The organism is Streptomyces canarius (genome assembly GCF_014650735.1).
GTDB lineage: Bacteria > Actinomycetota > Actinomycetes > Streptomycetales > Streptomycetaceae > Streptomyces > Streptomyces olivaceoviridis.
This window is the reverse complement of sequence record NZ_BMVN01000002.1, coordinates 258,396-278,321: the sequence shown is the minus strand read 5'-3', so window position 1 is coordinate 278,321 and position 19,926 is coordinate 258,396. Positions and strand designations below refer to the sequence as shown.

At 74.4% G+C, this 19,926-nt stretch carries 19 protein-coding genes; 12 read left to right on the top strand and 7 right to left on the bottom strand.

Going from position 1 to position 19,926, the window contains the following annotated elements; all coding sequences use genetic code 11:
• Positions 1-82: 82 nt before the first annotated feature.
• The 5 genes from IE294_RS03760 (at position 83) to IE294_RS03745 (ending at position 4,752) form a co-directional block, all read left to right on the top strand.
• Positions 83-1,159, top strand: a complete 1,077-nt coding sequence (locus IE294_RS03760; protein ID WP_189882225.1) for a quaternary amine ABC transporter ATP-binding protein — start codon at positions 83-85, stop codon at positions 1,157-1,159.
• On the top strand, positions 1,152-2,966 hold the full coding sequence (locus IE294_RS03755; protein ID WP_189882223.1) for an ABC transporter permease/substrate binding protein: 1,815 nt from the start codon (positions 1,152-1,154) through the stop codon (positions 2,964-2,966). The genes IE294_RS03760 and IE294_RS03755 overlap by 8 nt, the downstream gene beginning before the upstream one ends.
• 158 nt (positions 2,967-3,124) lie before the next feature.
• Complete coding sequence (locus tag IE294_RS48955; RefSeq protein WP_268252766.1) at positions 3,125-3,256, top strand: hypothetical protein; 132 nt, start codon at positions 3,125-3,127, stop codon at positions 3,254-3,256.
• 118 nt (positions 3,257-3,374) lie between these two features.
• Positions 3,375-3,947: a helix-turn-helix domain-containing protein gene (locus IE294_RS03750; RefSeq protein ID WP_014671662.1), complete on the top strand. Its 573-nt coding sequence runs from the start codon at positions 3,375-3,377 to the stop codon at positions 3,945-3,947.
• Positions 3,948-4,059: 112 nt separating this feature from the next.
• Entirely contained in the window at positions 4,060-4,752 is a 693-nt protein-coding gene (locus IE294_RS03745; protein ID WP_229917016.1) for a helical backbone metal receptor, read from the top strand.
• Here IE294_RS03745 and IE294_RS03740 read toward each other — a convergent pair.
• Positions 4,664-5,821, bottom strand: a complete 1,158-nt coding sequence (locus tag IE294_RS03740) for a TDT family transporter (RefSeq protein WP_189882219.1) — start codon at positions 5,819-5,821, stop codon at positions 4,664-4,666. The genes IE294_RS03745 and IE294_RS03740 overlap by 89 nt on opposite strands.
• 70 nt (positions 5,822-5,891) lie before the next feature.
• On the opposite strand from IE294_RS03740, the gene IE294_RS03735 reads away from it, so the two are divergent.
• Positions 5,892-6,809 carry a LysR family transcriptional regulator gene (locus IE294_RS03735; RefSeq protein WP_189814803.1) on the top strand — a complete coding sequence of 306 codons (918 nt, stop codon included), beginning with the start codon at positions 5,892-5,894 and terminating at the stop codon, positions 6,807-6,809.
• A gap of 74 nt (positions 6,810-6,883) precedes the next feature.
• On the opposite strand, the gene IE294_RS03730 is transcribed toward IE294_RS03735, so the two are convergent.
• A complete protein-coding gene (locus tag IE294_RS03730; RefSeq protein WP_189882217.1) occupies positions 6,884-7,570 on the bottom strand; it encodes a gamma-glutamyl-gamma-aminobutyrate hydrolase family protein in 687 nt (228 codons plus the stop codon).
• Between the two features lie 51 nt (positions 7,571-7,621).
• Positions 7,622-8,359: a FadR/GntR family transcriptional regulator gene (locus tag IE294_RS03725; protein ID WP_189882215.1), complete on the bottom strand. Its 738-nt coding sequence runs from the start codon at positions 8,357-8,359 to the stop codon at positions 7,622-7,624.
• Between the two features lie 96 nt (positions 8,360-8,455).
• Between IE294_RS03725 and IE294_RS03720 the strand changes: the two genes are divergently transcribed.
• From IE294_RS03720 to IE294_RS03710, 3 genes are read left to right on the top strand one after another with little or no spacing between them, the layout of a single operon-like run.
• Entirely contained in the window at positions 8,456-9,814 is a 1,359-nt protein-coding gene (locus tag IE294_RS03720; RefSeq protein ID WP_189882213.1) for a glutamine synthetase family protein, read from the top strand.
• Between the two features lie 11 nt (positions 9,815-9,825).
• Positions 9,826-11,199: an aldehyde dehydrogenase family protein gene (locus tag IE294_RS03715; protein WP_189882211.1), complete on the top strand. Its 1,374-nt coding sequence runs from the start codon at positions 9,826-9,828 to the stop codon at positions 11,197-11,199.
• Positions 11,200-11,210: 11 nt separating this feature from the next.
• Positions 11,211-11,993 (top strand): 3-oxoacyl-ACP reductase, encoded by a 783-nt coding sequence (locus IE294_RS03710; RefSeq protein WP_189882541.1) that lies wholly within the window; start codon positions 11,211-11,213, stop codon positions 11,991-11,993.
• A 6-nt stretch (positions 11,994-11,999) separates the two neighbouring features.
• Here IE294_RS03710 and IE294_RS03705 read toward each other — a convergent pair whose 3' ends face one another.
• Positions 12,000-13,202: an amino acid deaminase/aldolase gene (locus IE294_RS03705; protein ID WP_189882209.1), complete on the bottom strand. Its 1,203-nt coding sequence runs from the start codon at positions 13,200-13,202 to the stop codon at positions 12,000-12,002.
• A 1,066-nt stretch (positions 13,203-14,268) separates the two neighbouring features.
• Between IE294_RS03705 and IE294_RS48950 the strand changes: the two genes are divergently transcribed.
• Together IE294_RS48950 and mycP are read left to right on the top strand one after the other, a co-directional pair.
• A complete protein-coding gene (locus IE294_RS48950) occupies positions 14,269-15,066 on the top strand; it encodes a hypothetical protein (RefSeq protein ID WP_268252765.1) in 798 nt (265 codons plus the stop codon).
• On the top strand, positions 15,063-16,232 hold the full coding sequence (gene mycP / locus IE294_RS03695; RefSeq protein ID WP_189882207.1) for a type VII secretion-associated serine protease mycosin: 1,170 nt from the start codon (positions 15,063-15,065) through the stop codon (positions 16,230-16,232). Before IE294_RS48950 ends, mycP begins: the two co-directional genes overlap by 4 nt.
• A gap of 4 nt (positions 16,233-16,236) precedes the next feature.
• Here mycP and IE294_RS03690 read toward each other — a convergent pair whose 3' ends face one another.
• On the bottom strand, positions 16,237-17,397 hold the full coding sequence (locus IE294_RS03690) for an alpha/beta hydrolase family protein (RefSeq protein ID WP_229917010.1): 1,161 nt from the start codon (positions 17,395-17,397) through the stop codon (positions 16,237-16,239).
• 111 nt (positions 17,398-17,508) lie between these two features.
• Positions 17,509-18,459 (bottom strand): serine hydrolase, encoded by a 951-nt coding sequence (locus IE294_RS03685; protein WP_189882205.1) that lies wholly within the window; start codon positions 18,457-18,459, stop codon positions 17,509-17,511.
• Between the two features lie 149 nt (positions 18,460-18,608).
• On the opposite strand from IE294_RS03685, the gene IE294_RS03680 reads away from it, so the two are divergent.
• Positions 18,609-19,370, top strand: a complete 762-nt coding sequence (locus tag IE294_RS03680) for an SseB family protein (RefSeq protein ID WP_189882203.1) — start codon at positions 18,609-18,611, stop codon at positions 19,368-19,370.
• On the opposite strand, the gene IE294_RS03675 is transcribed toward IE294_RS03680, so the two are convergent.
• A complete protein-coding gene (locus IE294_RS03675) occupies positions 19,361-19,726 on the bottom strand; it encodes a DUF1844 domain-containing protein (protein WP_189882202.1) in 366 nt (121 codons plus the stop codon). The two genes, IE294_RS03680 and IE294_RS03675, sit on opposite strands and share 10 nt — an antisense overlap.
• Between the last annotated feature and the right edge of the window lie 200 nt (positions 19,727-19,926).

The window sequence follows — 19,926 nt, the reverse complement described above, 5'->3', positions numbered from 1 at the left end:
GAACCCGGCCACTCACGCGTTTGCCCCGGCCCGGCCTGGGGAGGCGCGGCCTCTGTTCCGTCCCCGAAGACGAGAGGTCCGCGTGTCAGCCAGGCTTGAGGTGGAGCACCTGTACAAGGTGTTCGGCAGACGACCCGACGAAGCTGTGGAACGCCTCCGCGAGGGCGTCGACCGGACGGAGCTGCGCGCCGACGGCACGACCGCCGCCGTGATCGACGCCTCCTTCCGCGTCGAGGCCGGCGAGATCTTCGTCGTCATGGGGCTGTCGGGCTCCGGCAAGTCCACTCTGCTGCGCACGCTCAACGGGCTGCTGGAGCCCACCGCGGGCACCGTGCGCTTCGACGGCCAGGACCTGACCGCGCTCACCGACCGGGCGCTGCGCGAACTGCGCTCCAGGAAGATCAGCATGGTCTTCCAGCACTTCGCGCTGTTCCCGCACCGCAGCGTCCGCGACAACGCCGCCTACGGCCTGGAAGTGCAGGGCGTGCCCCGCGCCGAGCGCGAGCGCCGCGCCGACGAGGCGCTCGCCCTGTGCGGCCTGGCCGGCTGGGAGACGTCCTGGCCCGACGAGCTGTCCGGCGGCATGCAGCAGCGCGTCGGCCTCGCCCGCGCCCTCGCCACCGACGCCGACGTCCTGCTGATGGACGAGTCCTTCAGCGCCCTGGACCCGCTGATCCGCCGTGACATGCAGGACCAGCTGCTGGAACTCCAGAAGACCCTGAAGAAGACCATCGTCTTCATCACCCACGACCTCAACGAGGCCATGCGGCTCGGCGACCGCATCGCCGTGATGCGCGACGGCCGCATCGTCCAGACCGGCACCGCCGAGGACATCCTGCTGCGCCCCGCGAACGACTACGTCGCCTCCTTCATCCAGGACGTCGACCGGTCCCGGGTGCTGACGGCGGGTGCCCTCATGGACACCTCGGTCACGGCCGACGCCCCGCTGTGCGGCTGCGAGACCGCGACCCGCGAGACCCCGTTCACCGAGCTGTGCGCGATCAGCGCCCGGCTGCCCCACCGCGTCTCGGTCGTGGACGAGGCGCACCGCGTCGTCGGTGTCGTCCCCCGGCAGCGCCTGGTCGGCTTCCTCGGCGAGGAGACGGCCGGTCCAGCGCCCTGTGACAACCCGCGGGGGAAGGTGACCGGCCGTGCCTAGGATCCACCTCGGCGACTGGGTCGACTCCGGTGTGAACTGGCTGGTCGACCACCTCTCCTGGCTCTTCGACGCCATCAAGGCGGTCCTGGAGGGCATGTACGACGGCATCGACGCCGTGCTCGCCGCCCCGCAGCCGCTGCTGATGGCCGGCATCCTCGCCGTCCTCGCCTGGTGGCTGCGCGGCCTGCTCGCCGGTGTCCTCGCCTTCGCCGGTTTCGCGCTGGTCGACTCGCTGGACCTGTGGGACCGGGCCATGTCCACCCTCGCCCTGGTCCTCGTGGCGACCGTGATCGCCCTGGTGATCTCGGTCCCGCTGGGCATCTGGGCCGCCCGGTCCAGGGCGGTCGGCGCCGCCGTACGGCCGGTCCTGGACCTGCTCCAGACCATGCCGTCGATGGTGCTGCTGATCCCGGCGATGCTCTTCTTCGGCCTGGGCACCGCCGCCGGTGTCGTCGCCACCGTGATCTTCGCGCTCGCTCCCGGCGTCCGCATGACCGAGCTGGGCATCCGCCAGGTCGACGCCGAACTCGTCGAGGCGGCCGAGGCGTTCGGCACCACCCCGCGCGACATCCTGTGGCGCGTCCAGCTCCCGCTCGCGCTGCCGACCATCATGGCCGGCGTCAACCAGGTGATCATGCTGGGCCTGTCCATGGTCGTCATCGCGGGCATGGTCGGCACCGGCGGCCTCGGCGGCGCCGTCAACGAGGCGATCGGCCAACTCGACATCGGCTACGGCTTCGAGGCGGGCGTCGGCATCGTCGTCCTCGCCATCTACCTGGACCGCGTCACCGGCGCGCTCGGCACCCAGCTCTCCCCGCTGGGCCGCAGGGCCGCCGCGAAGGCCCGCACGCGCGCGTGGTCGTACCGTCCGCGCCCGGCCGTCGCCGTCGTCGGCGTGGTCGTCCTCGCCCTGGTCGCGGGCGGGCTCGGGATCTTCGGCTCCTCCGCCGGCACCTCCGAGGCCTCCGGCGCGGACATCGGCAAGGGCAAGGAGATCCGGATCGGCTACATCCCGTGGGACGAGGGCATCGCCTCCACCTTCCTCTGGAAGGAGCTGCTGGAGGAGCGCGGCTTCAAGGTGACCACCACCCAGTACGCGGCCGGCCCGCTCTACACCGGCCTCGCCACCGGCCAGCTCGACTTCCAGACCGACTCCTGGCTGCCCACCACCCACGCCGAGTACTGGGCGAAGTACGGCAAGCGACTGGACGACCTCGGCAAGTGGTACGGCCCCACGTCCCTGGAACTGACCGTCCCGTCGTACGTGAAGGACGTGAACTCCCTGGCGGACCTGAAGGACCACGCGTCCGAGTTCCAGGGGAAGATCATCGGCATCGAGCCCAGCGCCGGCATGATGGGCCTGCTGAAGAGCAAGGTGCTGGGGGAATACGGCCTCCAGGGCAGCTACGACGTGGTCGACGGCTCCACGCCCGCCATGCTCGCCGAGCTGAAGCGCGCCTACGCCAGGAGGCAGCCGGTCGTCGTCACCCTGTGGTCACCGCACTGGGCGTACAGCGACTACGACCTGAAGAAGCTCAAGGACCCCCAGGGCGCCTGGGGCGAGGGCGACGGCGTGCACACCCTCGCCCGCAAGGGCTTCGCCGCCGACAACCCGCAGGTCGGCCGGTGGCTGAAGGACTTCTCGATGACCGAGGAGCAGCTGACCGGCCTGGAGGCGGGGATCCAGAAGGCCGGCAAGGGCAAGGAGCAGGACGCCGTCCGGGCCTGGCTGCGGCAGCACCCCGGCCTCGTCGACACGTGGGCCCCGGTCGCCAAGGAGGACGCCACGAGCCAGGCGGCCGGGTGACCTGACCCTCCCGGACCGCCTCCCGAGGGGCGGGCGCCGCCGGACGCCGACCCGCGTCCGGTGCCGCCCGCCCCTCGCGGTCTTCACGGGCCACCCCTGGCGGCCTGTGTCCCACGGGAAGGTTCAGGCCAATCACCCGCCGTGAGGAGCGGTGGCCCGTGTCCGGACACCCGGCCCAGCTGGACGGCGTGTTCATCCTCCAGGGTGACCGGGTCCCGGAGCGCTCCCCGGCCCCCGAGCGCTGGCGCGAACCGTGGGGGTCGGGGATCACGGAAGTGTCAGGGATGTGACAGGCACGTGAAACGGTTTGCCGAACATGCGTAGGGTGCAGAGAAGTCATCGGAAGAGGTGTGCCCCACAGCGGGCACCCGGAGAGCGGCACGACGAGCGAGGGAGGGAGCCGGAGCGATGGGCGACCACAAAGAGCAGCAGCCCGTGCGGGTGGGCGCGGCCGTCCGGCGGCGCCGTCGTGCGCTGGAACTGACCCTCGCCGTCGTGGCCGAGCGCAGCGGCCTCTCGGTGCCCTTCCTCAGCCAGGTCGAGAACGACCGGGCCCGCCCGAGCCGCACCTCCCTGGAGAAGCTGGCCGACGCCCTGCGCACCACGGCCGTCGAACTCCTCGCCGCCGCCGACCCGGCCGCCAGCGTGGACGTCGTCCGCGCCGAGGCCGTCGCCGACGGCGACTTCGACCCGCGCACCCGCTCCCTCGTGCGCGGCCACCACCAGCTGCACGCCTCCGAGTTCACCGGCGACCACGACGCCGGCCGCGAGTTCCAGCACCGCAACGACGAGCTGATGTACGTCGCCGACGGCGCGGTGGAGATCGAGGCCGAGGGGCGCGCGTACCGGCTCGGGCGCGGCGACACGCTGTACCTGACGGGCGGGGTACGGCACCGGTGGCGGGCCACGGTGCCGGACACGCGGGTGATCGTGGTGGCGGTGGCCGAGCACATCGAGGCGGTGCAGGATCGCACACGCTGAGCGCCCACCGGACGGGCTGGTGCCGGACCACCCGCGTCCGCGGGTCCGTCGTGGCCGGTCGGGCGGTTCCCCGCGCCCCTTCGGCGCGCGCGTCGTCTCCCTCGTCCCCTCACTGACCGAGGCGGTGGCGAGGACGCTCCCCGGAGCCCTCGTCGGCGCCACCGGCTGGTGCAGTCGTCCGCGGGAGCTGGACGTCGTCCGGATCGGCGGTACGAAGAACCCGGACGTGGAGAAGATCATCGCGCTCGCCCCCGACCTGGTGATCGCCAACGAGGAGGAGAACCGCGCGCCCGACCTCGACGCCCTCCGCGCGGCCGGCTTGGACGTGCTGGTCACCGAGGTGCGCAGCGTGCCGCAGGCCGTCACCGAACTGGACCGGGTGCTCACCGCGTGCGGCGCGGCCGGCCGGCCCGGCTGGCTGGCCGAGGCGGCGGAGGCATGGGCGGCCCTGCCCGAGCCGGCGGAGCGCAGGACAGCGGTCGTACCGGTCTGGCGGCGCCCCTGGATGGTCCTCGGCCGGGACACCTTCGCGGGTGACGTCCTCGCCCGCCTCGGCGTGGACCACGTGTACGCCCACCACCCCGAGCGCTATCCCCGCATCCCCCTGGACGAACTGCGCGCCCGGGAGCCGGACCTGGTGGTCCTGCCCGACGAGCCGTACCGCTTCACCGCCGACGACGGCCCGGAGGCGTTCCGGGGGCTGCCCTGCGCCCTGGTCAGCGGACGGCATCTGACCTGGTACGGCCCGTCCCTGACGGAAGCGCCACGGGTGCTGGCCGGGGCGCTGCGGGCAGCGCGCCGCTGAGCAGACCGCGCACGGTGCCGCGCGCCGCCGTGAGCCAGGCCGCCACCAGGACGCCGTACAGACCGGCCGCCAGGGCGTCGTACACCGTGAGACCGGTGTGCCGGGCGAGGATCGCGGCGCCGGTGACACAGGTTCCCACCGGGAAGGTGAACGCCCACCAGGTCAGCGTGAAGCCCATGCCCCGCCGCCGGGCCCGCACCACGTGCGCGGTCGCGAGCGCCAGCCACAGCAGCGCGAACCCCGTCACGGGCACCCCGTACAGCACCGCGAAGACGGCGAGGCCACGGTCGTAGGGGGCCGCCACGACGCCCGGAGCGGCGTCCGCGATCAGCCCGACGGCGGTGGTGGACTGCCCGAGCGGGCCGAGGACCAGGAACAGCGCCGGGGTCAGCGCGAGCGGCAGCGGTCCGGTGGTGATCAGCCGGGCGAAGACCAGCGGCAGTGTCAGCAGCACGGCCAGCAGGCTCAGCCCGAACAGCGCGAGGCAGGCCAGCAGCAGGGTCGCCCGGAGCTGCCCCGGCGGCAGGTAGGGCACCAGCGGCGGACCGGCCGAGGCCGACACCATGGGTGCGACCAGCGGCAGCAGCCACACCGGGGAGGCCTGGGCGGCATCGACGCGGTGCCGTACGGCCATCAGGTACGGCACGGCCACGGCCGCCCCGAGCCCGACCGCCGTACCGGCGGTGAACAGCACGGCGTCCAGGGCGACGGCCGTACGCGTGCCGATCAGCTCCCGGCCGGCCGTCAGGGCGCCGCCGCCCACCGCGAGCAGTGCCATGGCCAGGCAGCCGTAGAAGGGGGCCATGGCCGGGTCGAGGAGATGGGCGCGGGCCTGGTCGCGGTGGCGGCTCCAGTGCAGGACCCGCGCGATCAGCAGGGCCGTCAGCAGGAGCAGGGACAGCGCCCAGAAGGCCGCGAAGACACCGCGCGCCCCGTGCGCCGGGCCGGGCAGCGCGGCACCGGCCGAACCGACGATCGCGGTGCCCATCACGGAGGCGTACCAGTTCGGGCCCAGGTGACGGAGCCGGGCGGTGCGGGGGAGGGGCAGGGGCTGGGCTGCGGTGACCATGCGTCCAAGATCCCGCCGGCGGACCGCCCGGACCAGGGAGCACGGGTCTATGAGGGCATAAGCTGGTCTTATGAGCGAGGCGGAGGGGCTACGCACGGAATCGCTGGCGCACCGGGTGCCGGACCTCGCCGCGCTGGAGCTGTTGCTCGCGGTGGCGCGGCTGGGCAGTCTCGGCGCGGCGGCGCGCGAGGTCGGCATCACCCAGCCGGCCGCCAGCAGCCGGATCCGCTCCATGGAACGGCAGCTGGGCGTGGCCCTCGTCGACCGTTCGCCGCGCGGCTCCCGGCTCACCGACGCCGGCGCCCTGGTCACGGACTGGGCCCGGCGGGTGGTGGAGGCGGCGGCGGCCTTCGACGCGGGCGCGCGGGCGCTGCGGGACCGGCGGGACTCACGGCTCCGGGTCGCCGCGAGCATGACCATCGCCGAGTACCTGCTGCCCGGCTGGCTCCTCGCGCTGCACGCCGAGCGGCCCGACACGGCGGTCTCGCTGCTCGCCGGGAACTCGGCGAAGGTCGCGGAACTCCTGCTGGCCGGCGAGGCGGACCTGGGCTTCGTGGAGGGGCTGACCGTGCCCACGGGCCTGGACTCCACGGTCATCGCCCGCGACCGGCTGATCGTCGTCACCGCGCCCGCCCACCCGTGGGCCCGCCGCCGACGGCCCCTGACGGCGGCGGAACTGGCCGCGACCCCGCTCATCCTCCGCGAGCGGGGCTCCGGCACCCGTCAGGTCCTGGACGCGGCCCTCGGCGGTCTGGCCCGCCCGCTGATCGAGCTGTCCTCCACGACGGCGGTGAAGGCTTCCGCCGTCAGCGGCGCGGGCCCCTCCGTCCTCAGCGAACTCGCGGTGGGGGAGGAGCTGGGGATGCGGCGCCTGGTCAGCATCCCGGTGGAGGGCGTCTCCCTGCGCCGGGACCTGAGAGCGGTATGGCCGACGGGCCACCGCCCCACGGGCCCGGCCCGGGAACTGCTGTCCCTGACCCGGGGCTGAAGCGCCCCGAGGGGAACCGTGCGGGCGACCGCCCCGGACCCGCCGAGAGCACGTGGCCGAACGCCGGACGGCTCTCAGCCCGCCGCGGCGACCAGCGCCGCCATCACCCGCACGTCCTCGCCCATCTCCGGATGCCACTGCACCCCCAGCGCCCACCCCCGCTCCGCCGGCAGTTCGACGGCCTCCACCGTGCCGTCCGCCGCGTAGGCCGACGGGACGAGTCCCTCGCCGAGCCGTTCCACCGCCTGATGGTGATACGTCGGCACCGTCACCTCCTCCGGCACGATGCGGGCGTACACCGTCCCGGGCACCGGCTTCACCGGGTGCTCGCCGAAGGCGCCGACCACCTCCGCGTGCCCGTCGAGGTGCTGGACGAGCGTGCCGCCGAGGGCCACGTTCAGCAGCTGCATGCCCCGGCACACCCCGAGCAGCGGCACGCCCGCCGCCAGCGCCGCGTCGATCAGCGCCAGCTCCCAGGCGTCCCGCTCCGGCGCGGGCGGCCCCGTGCGCGGCGAGCGCTCGGCGCCGTACCGGGCCGGGTCGACGTCCGGGCCGCCCGCGACGACCAGCGCGTCGAGCCGGGCCACCGCCGCCGCGGCGTGTTCCGGCGCGTCCGGCGGCAGCAGCGCCGCCAGCCCGCCGGCCCGCTGCACCAGCCGCGGATAGCCGGCCGCCAGCAGCACCGCGTCCAGCTCCCACACCCCCCAGCGCACGCCGGACTCCAGATACGTGCTCACCCCGATCAGCGGCCGTACGGTCATGCTGCCCTCCTCGACGTCAAAGGTTCACAGGTACACCTTTCCAGGGCGGGTTCACGCCAGGAAACCCCGCAGCAGCGCCGCCGTACCCGCGCAGTGCTCGCGCGCGATCTCCCGCGCCCCGTCCGCGTCCCCGTCCAGCACCGCCTCCACCAGCGCGGTGTGCTGGCGCTGGGAGTGCTCCAGGTTGCGCACCAGCAGCGGGATGCAGTCCAGCAGGTCGTTGACCGTGGCCCGCACCGCCGCGTACCGCGCGGTCAGCGACGGCGAACCGCACAGCTCGGCCAGCGTCAGGTGCAACAGCGTGTCCGCCCGGCGGTAGTCCGTCAGCGGGACCTCGTGCGTGCGGTGCAGCGCCTCCCGCAGCCGCTCCGCGTGCTCCGGTGCCAGCCCGTGCGCCGCGCACAGCCCGGCCGCGCCCACCTCCAGCACCTCGCGGAAGCGCAGCACGTCCTCGATGTCGACCTCGGCGGTCCGGCGCCGCAGTTCGTCCTCGCCGCCCGCGTCCGGGCGCGGCAGCACAAACGTTCCGCCGTACCGCCCGCGCCGCGCCTCCACCAGGCCCTGGTCCTGGAGCACCTTCAGCACCTCGCGCAGTGTCACCCGGCTGATCCCGAGCCGCTCCGCCAGCTCCCGCTCGGCCGGGAGCCGCTCGCCGGCCGGCACCAGACCGAGCCGTACGACCTGGAGGACCTGCTCCAGCGCCTCCTCGAAGCCGTTGCCCGCCCGCACCGGCCGCAGCACCGCAGCGAGCCGGTCGTCCGCCGTTCGCGCATCCGCCTCCCGCGACATCCGCGCGCACCCCCTTCCCAAGCAATGGTTCGCGGCAATACCTTATGGCTCCCGGCCCGGCCGAAGAAGCGCGATGGCGCCGAAGGAGGCTCTGACGTGGCAGACCGCACACCCCCGCTCAGCGTCGAGGAACTGCACGCCCTGGTCGCGAGCGGTGAGATCGACACTGTCGTCCTGGCCTTCCCCGACATGCAAGGGCGCCTCCAGGGCAAGCGGTTCGCCGCCCGCTTCTTCCTCGACGAGGTCCTGCACCACGGCACCGAGGGCTGCAACTACCTGCTCGCCGTGGACACCGAGATGAACACCGTCGACGGCTACACGATGTCCTCCTGGGAGCGCGGCTACGGCGACTTCGCCATGCACCCGGACCCGTCCACCCTGCGCCGCGTCCCCTGGCACCCGGGCACCGCGCTCCTCATCGCCGACCTCGCCTGGAACGACGGCTCCCCGGTCGTCGCCGCCCCCCGCCAGATCCTGCGCCGCCAGCTCCAGCGGCTCGCCGAGCACGGCTACACCGCCCAGGTCGGCACCGAGCTGGAGTTCATCGTCTTCAAGGACAGCTACGAGCGGGCCTGGGACGCGGGCTACCGGGGCCTGACCCCGGCCAACCAGTACAACATCGACTACTCCATCCTCGGCACCGGCCGCATCGAGCCCCTGCTGCGCCGCCTGCGCAACGACATGGCCGGCGCCGGCCTCACCGTCGAGTCCGCCAAGGGCGAGTGCAACCCCGGCCAGCACGAGATCGCCTTCCGCTACGACGAGGCCCTGCGCACCTGCGACCAGCACGCCCTCTACAAGACCGGCGCCAAGGAGATCGCCGCCCAGGAGGGCGTCTCGATCACCTTCATGGCCAAGTACAACGAGCGCGAGGGCAACTCCTGCCACATCCACCTCTCGCTCGCCGACGCCGACGGCACCAACGCGATGGCCGGACCCGACGGCATGTCCGAGGTGATGCGGCACTTCCTCGCCGGACAGCTCGCCGCGCTCCGCGACTTCTCCCTGCTGTACGCCCCCAACATCAACTCCTACAAGCGCTTCCAGCCGGGCTCCTTCGCCCCCACCGCCGTCGCCTGGGGCCACGACAACCGCACCTGCGCCCTGCGCGTCGTCGGCCACGGCCGCTCCCTGCGCTTCGAGAACCGCCTCCCCGGCGGGGACGTGAACCCCCACCTCGCCGTCGCGGGGCTCGTCGCGGCCGGTCTGTACGGCATCGAGCACAAGCTGGAGCTGCCCGAGCCCTGCCCCGGCAACGCCTACGCCGCCGACCACGCGCGGGTGCCGACCACGCTGCGCGAGGCCGCCGGGCTGTGGGAGAACAGCCCGATCGCCAAGGCCGCCTTCGGCGACGAGGTCGTCGCCCACTACCGCAACATGGCGCGCGTCGAGCTGGAGGCCTTCGACGCCGCGGTCACCGACTGGGAGCTGCGCCGCTCCTTCGAACGCCTGTGAAAGGTCACCACGTGTCCGACCCGAACGAGCTGACCGTCCTCAACCCCGCCACCGAAGAGGTCGTCGCCACCGTCCCCGCCGCCACCGCCGAGGACGTGGACGCCGCCGTCGTGCGCGCCGCCCGCGCCCAGACCGGGTGGGCCGCCCTCGCCCCCGCCGACCGGGCCCGGCTGCTGCGCCGCTTCGCCGACGTGGTCGACGCCCACACCGAGGAACTCGCCCGGCTGGAGGTCCGCGAGGCCGGCCACACCGTCGCGGGCGCCCGCTGGGAGGCCGGCAACGCCCGCGACGTGCTCCTCTATGCCGCCGGCGGCGCCGAGCGCCTGGTCGGCCGGCAGATCCCGGTCCCCGGCGGCTGGGACGTCACCTTCCAGGAACCGCTGGGCGTCATCGGCGTCATCGCCCCCTGGAACTTCCCCATGCCGATCGCCGCCTGGGGCTCCTTCCCGGCACTCGCGGCCGGGAACGCCGTCCTCCTCAAGCCCGCCGAGACCACTCCGCTCACCGCGCTCCGCCTCGCCCGACTGGCGCTGGAGGCGGGCCTGCCCGAGCACCTCTTCCAGGTGCTGCCCGGTCACGGCGACACCGCCGGACGCGCCCTGGTCGACCACCCCGACGTCGCCAAGATCGTGTTCACCGGTTCCACCCGCACCGGGCGCGAGGTCATGGAACGCTGCGCGCGCCTGGTCAAACCGGTCACCCTCGAACTCGGCGGCAAGAGCCCCAACGTCGTCTTCGCCGACGCCGACCTCAAGGCCGCCCTCGACCCCTTCTCCTTCCTGGACAACGCCGGGCAGGACTGCTGCGCCCGCACCCGCGTCCTGGTCCAGGAGACGGTGCTGGACGAGGCCCGCGCCTTCCTCGCCGACGCGCTGGCCGCCGTGGTCGTGGGCGACCCGGCCGACGAGAAGACCCAGATGGGCCCGCTCATCTCCGGCCGGCAACGGGACCGCGTACGGTCCTACGTCCCCGACGACGCCCCGGCCCTGCGCGGCAAGGCCCCCGACGGCCCCGGCTTCTGGTTCCCGCCGACCGTGCTCACCGGCGAGCGGCACGACAGCCCGGCGGCCCGCGAGGAGATCTTCGGCCCGGTCGCCGTCCTGCTGCCCTTCACCGACGAGCAGGACGCGATCCGCCTCGCCAACGACACCCCCTACGGCCTCTCCGGATCCGTCTGGACCCGGGACGTGGGCCGCGCCCTGCGCGTGTCCCAGGCCGTCCGCGCGGGCAACCTGTCCGTCAACTCCCACTCCAGCGTCCGCTACTGGACCCCGTTCGGCGGCTACAAGCAGTCCGGCCTCGGCCGGGAACTCGGCCCCGACGCCCTGACCGCCTTCACCGAGACCAAGAACGTCTTCCTCAGCACGGAGGTCCCCGCACAGTGACCGACAACAGCGTGACCGACACCAGTGTCTGCCGCCGCCTGGCCGGCCGTACCGCCGTCGTGACCGGAGCCGGCAGCGGCATCGGACTCGCCAGTGCCCGCCGGCTCGCCTCCGAGGGCGCCCACGTCGTCTGCGCGGACGTCGACGAGGCGCGCGGCAAGGCCGCCGCCGACGAGGTCGGCGGACTCTTCGTGAAGACCGACGTCACCGACCCCGAGCAGGTCGAGGCGCTGTTCAAGGCCGCGTACGACACCTACGGCAGCGTCGACATCGCGTTCAACAACGCCGGCATCTCCCCGCCCGACGACGACTCCATCCTGGAGACCGGGCTGGAGGCATGGAAGCGCGTCCAGGAGGTCAACCTCACCTCCGTCTACCTGTGCTGCAAGGCCGCCCTCCCCTACATGCGCCGCCAGGGCAGGGGCTCCATCATCAACACCGCGTCGTTCGTGGCGCGGATGGGCGCGGCCACGTCCCAGATCTCCTACACGGCCTCCAAGGGCGGCGTCCTCGCCATGTCCCGCGAACTGGGCGTGCAGTTCGCCCGGGAGGGCATCCGGGTCAACGCGCTGTGCCCCGGCCCGGTCAACACCCCGCTGCTCCAGGAGCTGTTCGCCAAGGACCCGGAGCGGGCCGCGCGCCGGCTCGTCCACATCCCGGTCGGCCGGTTCGCCGAGGCCGAGGAGATCGCCGCCGCCGTCGCCTTCCTGGCCAGCGACGACTCCTCCTTCGTCAACGCCACCGACTTCCTGGTGGACGGCGGCATCGCCGGCGCCTACGTCACGCCCCTGTAGGACGGCTCAGAGGAACGTACGCCCCTCACCCCGGTAGGTGGGCACGCCGGCCGTCACCGTGTCCCCCTCGATCAGGTGCAGGGTGTCGAACCGCTCGCACAGCTCGCCCGCCTTCGCGTGCCGGAACCACACCCTGTCGCCGATGAGCAGGTCGTCGGCGGGCGAGCCGAGCAGCGGGGTCTGCACCTCGCCGGGGCCCTCCTGCGGGTCGTACCTCAAGCCCTCCGGCAGGTACGGCACCGGCAGCCGGTCGGGGCCGGCCGCGCCGGAGGCCGGGTAGCCGCCGCCGAGCACGGTGACGACGCCCACGCCCGGCCGCCGGACCACCGGCTGGGCGAAGAGCGCGGCCGGACGGCCGGTGAAGGACGTGTAGTTGTCGAACAGGCGCGGCACGTACAGCCCCGAGCCGGCCGCGATCTCGGTCACCGCGTCCTCGGCGGCGGTGTGCTGCACGCTGCCGGTGCCGCCGCCGTTGACGAACTCCAGGTCCGGGGCGACCGCCCGGACCGCCCGGACGGCCGCGGCCCGCCGCTCCGCCAGCTCCCGCCGGGCTCCGGCCTGCATCAGCCGGATCGCCCGCGAGCGCAGGGGCCGCCCGGCGACCGCGTCCCCGACCCCGGCGACATGCCCCTCGTACGCCATGATCCCCACCAGCCGGAAGCCCGGCCGCCGGGACACGGACCGTGCCAGCTCGGCGAGTTGGGCGGGGGAGTGCAGCGGCGAACGCCGGGCCCCGACCCGGATCCGGCCGCCGAGCAGCTTCAGCGAGGTGTCCAACTCCAGGCAGACCCGCACGACTTCACGTCCGCCGTCGCGGGCCGCGTCGATGAGGTCCAGGTGCGCCGGATCGTCGATCATCACGGTGACGGCACCGGCCAGCTTGGGATCGGCGGCCAGTTCCGCGAACCCGGCCCGGTCCGCCGACGGATAGGCCAGCAGGATGTCCTCGAACCCCGAACGCGCGAGCCACAGCGACTCGTCCAGGGTGAACGACATGATGCCCTGGAAGCCGTCCCTGGCCAGGACGCGTTCCAGCAGGGCCCGGCAGCGGACCGACTTGCTGGCGACCCGCACGGGCTTGCCCCCGGCGCGGCGGACCAGGTCGTCCGCGTTGGCGTCGAAGGCGTCCAGGTCCACGATCGCGAGAGGGGCGTCGAGATGGGCGGTGGCCCGGTCGTAACGGGCCCGGTCGGCGGCGCGCGCAGTCATGACGGAAGCCTGCCAGACAGGATTACCGCAGGGTAGGGGGACGTTCCGGGCAGATGCCCCTGGCCCGTGGACTGGTTCTCCTTCTCTCCCGGACAACCCGTAGAGTGACGCGCACGTACGGCGGAACGCGTCCGGCCACCACGTGAACCGGGATGCCGGTCCAGCCGTACGGGTATGCGTGCCCGGAAGGAGCTTCCACACCGGGCGCGGCCGAGCAGCAGACCGGCCCGCGTACGAGGAGACGGCCCGGGCACGAGGAAACGGGGGGTGCATGAGCACGGGAGCCCGCCACGCCCCGGTCCCGCGTCGCCCGTCGACTCCCCCGGGGCCCCCGGCCCAGCGCCCGCCGGCACCCTCCGCACCGCCTCGGCCGGACGACGACCCCGACGAGGAGCCGTCGGTCTTCACCCCCCGCGGTGCACGGCCCGTACCCGACGCGGTCCCGCGCGCCCACCGCCCGCGCCCGTCGGCCGTGCCCGAGGCCCCCGCCCCCGTGAGCCCGCCCCCACCGCCCGCCTCGGCCCGGTTCCCCGACGCCCCGCCGGGTACCGGCTCCGCCGGCGCACCGGCCCCGACCGCTCCGACGGCCTCGGTGATCCCGGTGACCCCGGCGGAGACGGCCCCGGAGACCGGCACGGCACGGCTCCGCCCGGACCGGGAGCCCGGGGCACAGGGCGCGCCGGCCGAAACCCCGCCGGAGACGACGACACGACTACGCCCGATCCGCCCGGCCACCCCGCCTGCGCCGGTGCCTTCGCCTCCGCCGGTGTCCCCGCCTGCGCCGGTGTCGTCGCGTACGCCGGATTCACCGCCTTCTCCGGAACCCGGCCTGCGGCTCCCCGGCTCGGCCCCCACCGCGCCCACCGGCTCCGCTTCGGCCGGTTCCGTGGGGGCGCCGGGGGACCCCCGTACCGGTGGAGAGGGCGACCGTGCCGGTGCCGCCCCCGGGTCCGGGCGGACGGACGGCCGGACCGGGGTCTGGAGTCCCCCGGCTCCCGCCCGTCCCGTGCGTCCCGCGCCCGACCCCACTCACTCCTGGGGGGCCGGAACCGAGGGGCGGCCGTTCGTGTCGTTCGGGGAGCCGGAGGGGTTCGGGGGGCGGACGCGTCCCCGTGTCGGGGCGCGCACCGTCGCCGCCGCTGCCTGTCTCGTGCTCGGGCTCGGGCTCATCGGCGGTGCCGCGACCGGGAGTTGGCTCACCGGGGACGGCGGGGCGGACGGCGCCGGGAACGCCTTCGGCACCGCCCGGACCCTCTGGCACAGCGTGCCCGTGGACGAACTGTTCCCGCCCACCGTCCAGGGCACGGGCGCCGGCCCCGGCGGCGCCGACCGCACCTGGACCCGGATCGCCGTCGCCCGGGACAGCGGCTGCGCCCACGCCTTCGACCCGCTGCTGCACGAGGCCCTCGCCCCCGTCGGCTGCCAGCGCCTGCTGCGCGCCACCTACACCGACGCCACCCAGACGTACGTCACCACCGTCGGCCTGCTCTTCACCAAGGCCGACCCGGCCGCGATGTCCGCGCTCGCCGCCCGCTTCCGCGACGAACACCTCGACAGCCGCGCCGACCTGATGCCCCGGCCGTACGCCGCCGCCGGCACGGCAGCCGCCGGGTTCGGGGACCGGCAGCGGGCCTCGTGGACCGTCGCCGTCCTCACCGACGCCCCCGTCGTCGCGTACGCCGTCTCCGGCTGGGCCGACGGCCGTACCGTCGACACGCCCCAGCCCGCCGCGGACGCCGTCCGCTCCGGCGCCACCACGGCACCCGCCCAGGCCGGCCTCGGCAACGAGGCCCAGGGCCTGGCCGACCGCATCGAACGGCGCCTGCGCAAGACCGTCGGCACGGCCACGGAGAAGCCCTCATGACGCACGCGGCCAGGCACGCCGCCAAGGCGGCGGTGAGCCTGCTGCTCGCCGTCCCCCTCGCCCTGCTGCCGTCCGCCGCCCACGCCGACGGCATCCGCGCCCAGCAGTGGGGCCTCAGCGCCCTCCACCTGGACGAGGCCTGGCGGACCAGCAAGGGCCGGGGCGTCACCGTCGCCGTCCTGGACACCGGCGTCGAGGCCGACCACCCGGACCTCGACGGCAACGTCCTGCCCGGCAAGGACATGATCGGCTTCGGCGCCGGACCCGGCGACCGCACCTGGGCCCGGCACGGCACCGCCATGGCCGGCATCATCGCCGGGCACGGCCACGGGCCCGGCGGCTCCGACGGCGTCGTGGGCGTCGCCCCCGAGGCGAAGATCCTGCCGGTCCGGGTGATCCTGGAGGACGGCGACCCGGCCCGCGCCAAGGCCCGTACCTCCCGTGGCAGTGCCCTCGCCGACGGCATCCGCTGGGCCGCCGACCACGGTGCCGACGTCATCAACCTCTCCCTCGGCGACGACTCGAACTCGGCCCACCCCGAACCCGGCGAGGACGAGGCGGTGCAGTACGCCCTGAAGAAGGGCGTGGTCGTCGTCGCGTCCGCGGGCAACGGCGGCGACAAGGGCGACCACGTCTCCTACCCGGCCGCCTACCCGGGCGTCATCGCCGCGACCGCCGTGGACAAGTACGGCACCCGCGCCGCCTTCTCCACCCGCCGCTGGTACGCGGCCGTGAGCGCGCCCGGCGTCGACGTCGTCATCGCCGACCCCGACCACAAGTACTACGCGGGCTGGGGCACGAGCGCCGCCTCGGCCTTCGTCTCCGGCGCGGCGGCCCTGATCAAGGCCGCCCACCCCGGCCTTTCCCCGGCCCAGATCAAGAAGCTCCTGGAGGACACCGCGAGGGACGCCCCGGTCGGCGGCCGGGACGACTCCCGGGGCTTCGGCATGATCGACCCGGCGGCGGCCCTGAGAGCCGCCGCCCGGGTCGAACCCCGGGGCCTGAAGCCCGCGTCCTACGGCGAGGAGTACTTCGGCGCCGGCCCGGACAGCCCCGGCGCCACGGGCGGCCCCTCCGACTGGGCGGCCCCGCTCGCGGGCGGCGCGGGCGGGGTCCTGCTGGTGGCCGGGGTGATGCTGTGGCGGGGCCGCAGGCACTCGGCCTGAGCCGCTACCCGGCGATGTACCCGATCTCCGGGTAGCGGGGCGAAGCGCCGTCCAGCAGGTGCGCGGTGTCGGGGCGGCCCCGCAGCCGCAGGTCGAAGAAGGCCCGCACCGTGGCCCGTACGGCCGCCACCGCCCGGTCGGCGGGGATCGTGCCGACCTGCAACGGCAGCCCTGGCGGAAGCTGGGGGGCGAGGGCCACGAGGTCGGTGAAGGAGTGGTGCCCGGCGTCCGCGAGCCGCAGGCAACGGCGCCAGCCACGCAGGTTCGGCCAGAACTCGGACCAGGACCGATCCTTGTTCAGTCCGTCGTGCACCGCCGTGTCCATCAGCAGGAACGGCCGGTCCAGACCGCGCCCGACCACGGGCCCGGACACCGAGCCGTCCAGGTCGGCGCCGGCCCGCACCCGTGGGTCCAGGTCCATCACGGCCGCCGCGGCGGCACCGCCCCGGGAGTGGCCGAAGGCGCCCACGCGGGTGAGGTCCAGGGCCCCGCGCAGCCCGCGCGGGAGCCGGCGCCGTCCGGCGTCCGGGTTGCCGCCCCGGACCAGCACGGCCAGGGAGTCGAGCACGAACCGCAGGTCAGCGGCGCGCACCGCGACCGTTTCCGCGCCGTCGCGACGGAGGCCGAGCACCACATGGCCGTCGGGGAACTCCACCTCGCCCGAGTCGTAGGGGTGGTCGACCGTGACCACGGCATAGCCCCAGGAGACCAGTTCCTCGACCACCAGGGTGTTGAACGTGCGGTCCTCGCCCGCGCCCGGGGAGTACAGGAGCACCGGCCGGCGGCCCGGCCGGGCCGCGGGGCGGTCCGCGCTGTGCGTCCGCGGGAGTGCGTAGGCGTCCAGCACGCCGCCGTACGCTGCCTTCAGCGCCCGTTCGGCACCCGGCGGCAGCCACGGCAGCGGCGGGCGGTCCCGGACGTCCACGGCCGGGTAGGTGACGGTCACCATCAGCTCACGCGGCCGTCCCGACCACGGATCGGTCCGCGCCCCGTCGACCAGGTGCAGCGCCACCGCACCCACCGGCGCGGGCCCGGTCGGCCCGGCCAGCCGGAGTCCGGTCACCGCCGCGGCCCGCGCGGCCGTCGACAGGGGAACGGTGGCGGCCACGACGGCTCCGATGCCACCGGCTATGAGGGAACGGCGAGTGGGGCGTACGGGAGGCACAGCACTCCTTCCGCGACCGGACCCGGGACGTCGGCGAAGAGAACCCCGTGCTCCGGCCTGGTCGTCGTCAAGTCCCCCGCAGCCTAAGGCACTTGTTGCCGCCCCGCCGGATCAGGAGCGGCCGAACGCCGACACCGCCGCCTTCGCCGCCGCCTCCACCAGGGAGATCCCCCGCGCCTGGCTCGCCGTGCCGTCCGACAGCACCGCCACCAGGTAGTCGGTCCCGTCCACCGTCACCCGGCCGATGCTGTTCACGTCCCACAATCCCGTCGTGCTACGTGGCAGCCACCCGTTCTTCAGCGCCCAGGAGTCGCCCTCGGCGGCGGCCGACACCCCCCACCGCTGATCCGGCTCGACGGACTTCATCAGCCCCTGGAGATACGTCCGCGAGGCGGCGCTCAGCTTCGAGCCCTCCCCGAACACCTGCTGGAGGAGGGCCAGTTGGTCCGCCGCGGTGGTCCGGGTCAGCCCCCACAGCCCACCGTCCCCGCCACAGGTGTCCGTCAGCCCGAAGCGCTCGTTCGCCGCGTCCAGTCCGGCCGCCCGCCCGATCGTGTGCCACAGCGCCGTCGCGGAGGCGTTGTCGCTGTTCTCGATCATCCTCGCGGCGTACGCCCGCTCCTGCGCCGTCAGCCGCCGGCCCGCGTCCTGCGCCTGGAGCAGCAGCGCGGCCAGGATGTCGACCTTGACGATGCTCGCAGTGTCGAAGGAGGCGTCGCCGTACACGGCGCTCTCCCCGGACTCCGGCGCCAGCACCGCCGCCGACACCCGCGCGCCCGACGGCACCTCGACCTCCGCCATGGCGGCGCTCAGAACCGCTTGCCGGTCCACTGTCGCGGGCTCCCGCACGGACGCCTCCCTACCGGCCCCGGCCGAGGCGGTGACCGAGGGCGCCGCCGCCGACGATACGGCCACGGCCCCGGCGGGTGCCCGGCCCTTCACCCAGACCGTGCCGGCGGCGGTGACCCCGCCCACGGTGACGACGGCGAGCGCGGTGCGCAGGAAGGCACGGCGCCGGGACGGGCGCGCGCGGCGGCCACGGCGGGCTCCGGAGGACTCCATGCCGCGATGCTCGGCGCGAGGGCTGTGCGCGCTGTTGGACGGAGCTGAGAGCCGGGTCAGGGAAGACCGGGATTCCTGTGAACGCGCTGACGCCCGCGTTTTCGGCCCCGCACGAGCCCGGCGGCCTGCCCCCTATAGGGTCGGGGACCGTGGCGAACAAGAACATTCCCGACCCCGGCTTCTCCGACGACGACGGCTCCGCCGACCCCCGGCTGAGCGCGGCGCTGGCCGCCTGGGCCGAGGACCGCAGCGCACTCGGGCCCGTCCTGGAGGCGCTCAGGGGCGCCCGCCTGCTGGTTCCCGTCGTCGCCGTGCTCGGCGAGGTGGAGGAGGACGAGAACGGCCTGCGCCGCGAGAAGACCAGCGACATGGCCGTGCCCACCCTGAAGGCCGGCGGCCGTACCGCGCTGCCCGCCTTCACCTCGACCGACTCCCTCGCCCGCTGGGACCCCGCGGCCCGCCCGGTCGCCGTACCCCTGCACCAGGCCCTCCAGGCCGCGGCGCACGAGCAGGCCGACACGGTCGTGCTCGACCTCGCCGGGCCGGTGCCGTTCGAGCTGACCGGCCCGGCGCTGCTCGCCCTCGCCGAGGGCCGCACCAGCATCGACCCGCTCGCCGACCCCGCCGTGGTGGGGGCCGTCCGTACGGCGGTGGCGGCGGAGCCCGCCGTGCTGCGCGCCCACCTCGGGCCCGGACAGGCCGACGGCACCCTCGCCCTCGTCCTCGACCCGGCCGCGCCGCCCGCCGAGGCGGCCCGCGCGATCGCCGAGCGGCTGGCGGCCGACGAAACACTGCGGGCCCGCCTGGTGCGCGGTCTCGACCTGGCACTGCTGCCGGCCGGGACCACGCCTCCGGGCGAGCCCCTGTACGTGAAGGAAGAGGTCGGCCGTGCGGGAGCGGATCAGCCGTAGACCGGGCCGGTGTACTTCTCGCCCGGCCCCTGGCCCGGCTCGTCCGGGACGATCGACGCCTCGCGGAACGCGAGCTGGAGCGACTTCAGGCCGTCGCGCAGCGGAGCCGCGTGGAAGGAGCTGACCTCGGTGGCGCTCGCGTCCAGCAGACCGGCGAGCGCGGTGATCAGCTTGCGGGCCTCGTCCAGGTCCTTGTACTTCTCGCCCTCCTCGCTCAGCCCGAGCTTCACGGCGGCGGCGCTCATCAGGTTGACGGCGACCGTCACGATCACCTCGACGGCGGGGACCTCGGCGATGTCCCGGGTCATCGCGTCGAAGTCGGGAGCCTGGGAAGGCTCGGCAGGGGTGTCACTCATGCCCCACACCATAGGTGGTCGCGCCCGGCGCCCCTGAATTCGCCCTTGTCAAGCGATCCTGCTAATCTGGAGGACGACCGGCTGGACCTGATTGTGTCCGGCCCACAAGTGGAGGCTCCGATCTCCCACCTGACCGTCCTCCGGGACGGCGGGTCATCCGGTCAGGCGGCCGCCATCGTTCCGTACGGACGATGGAGTCG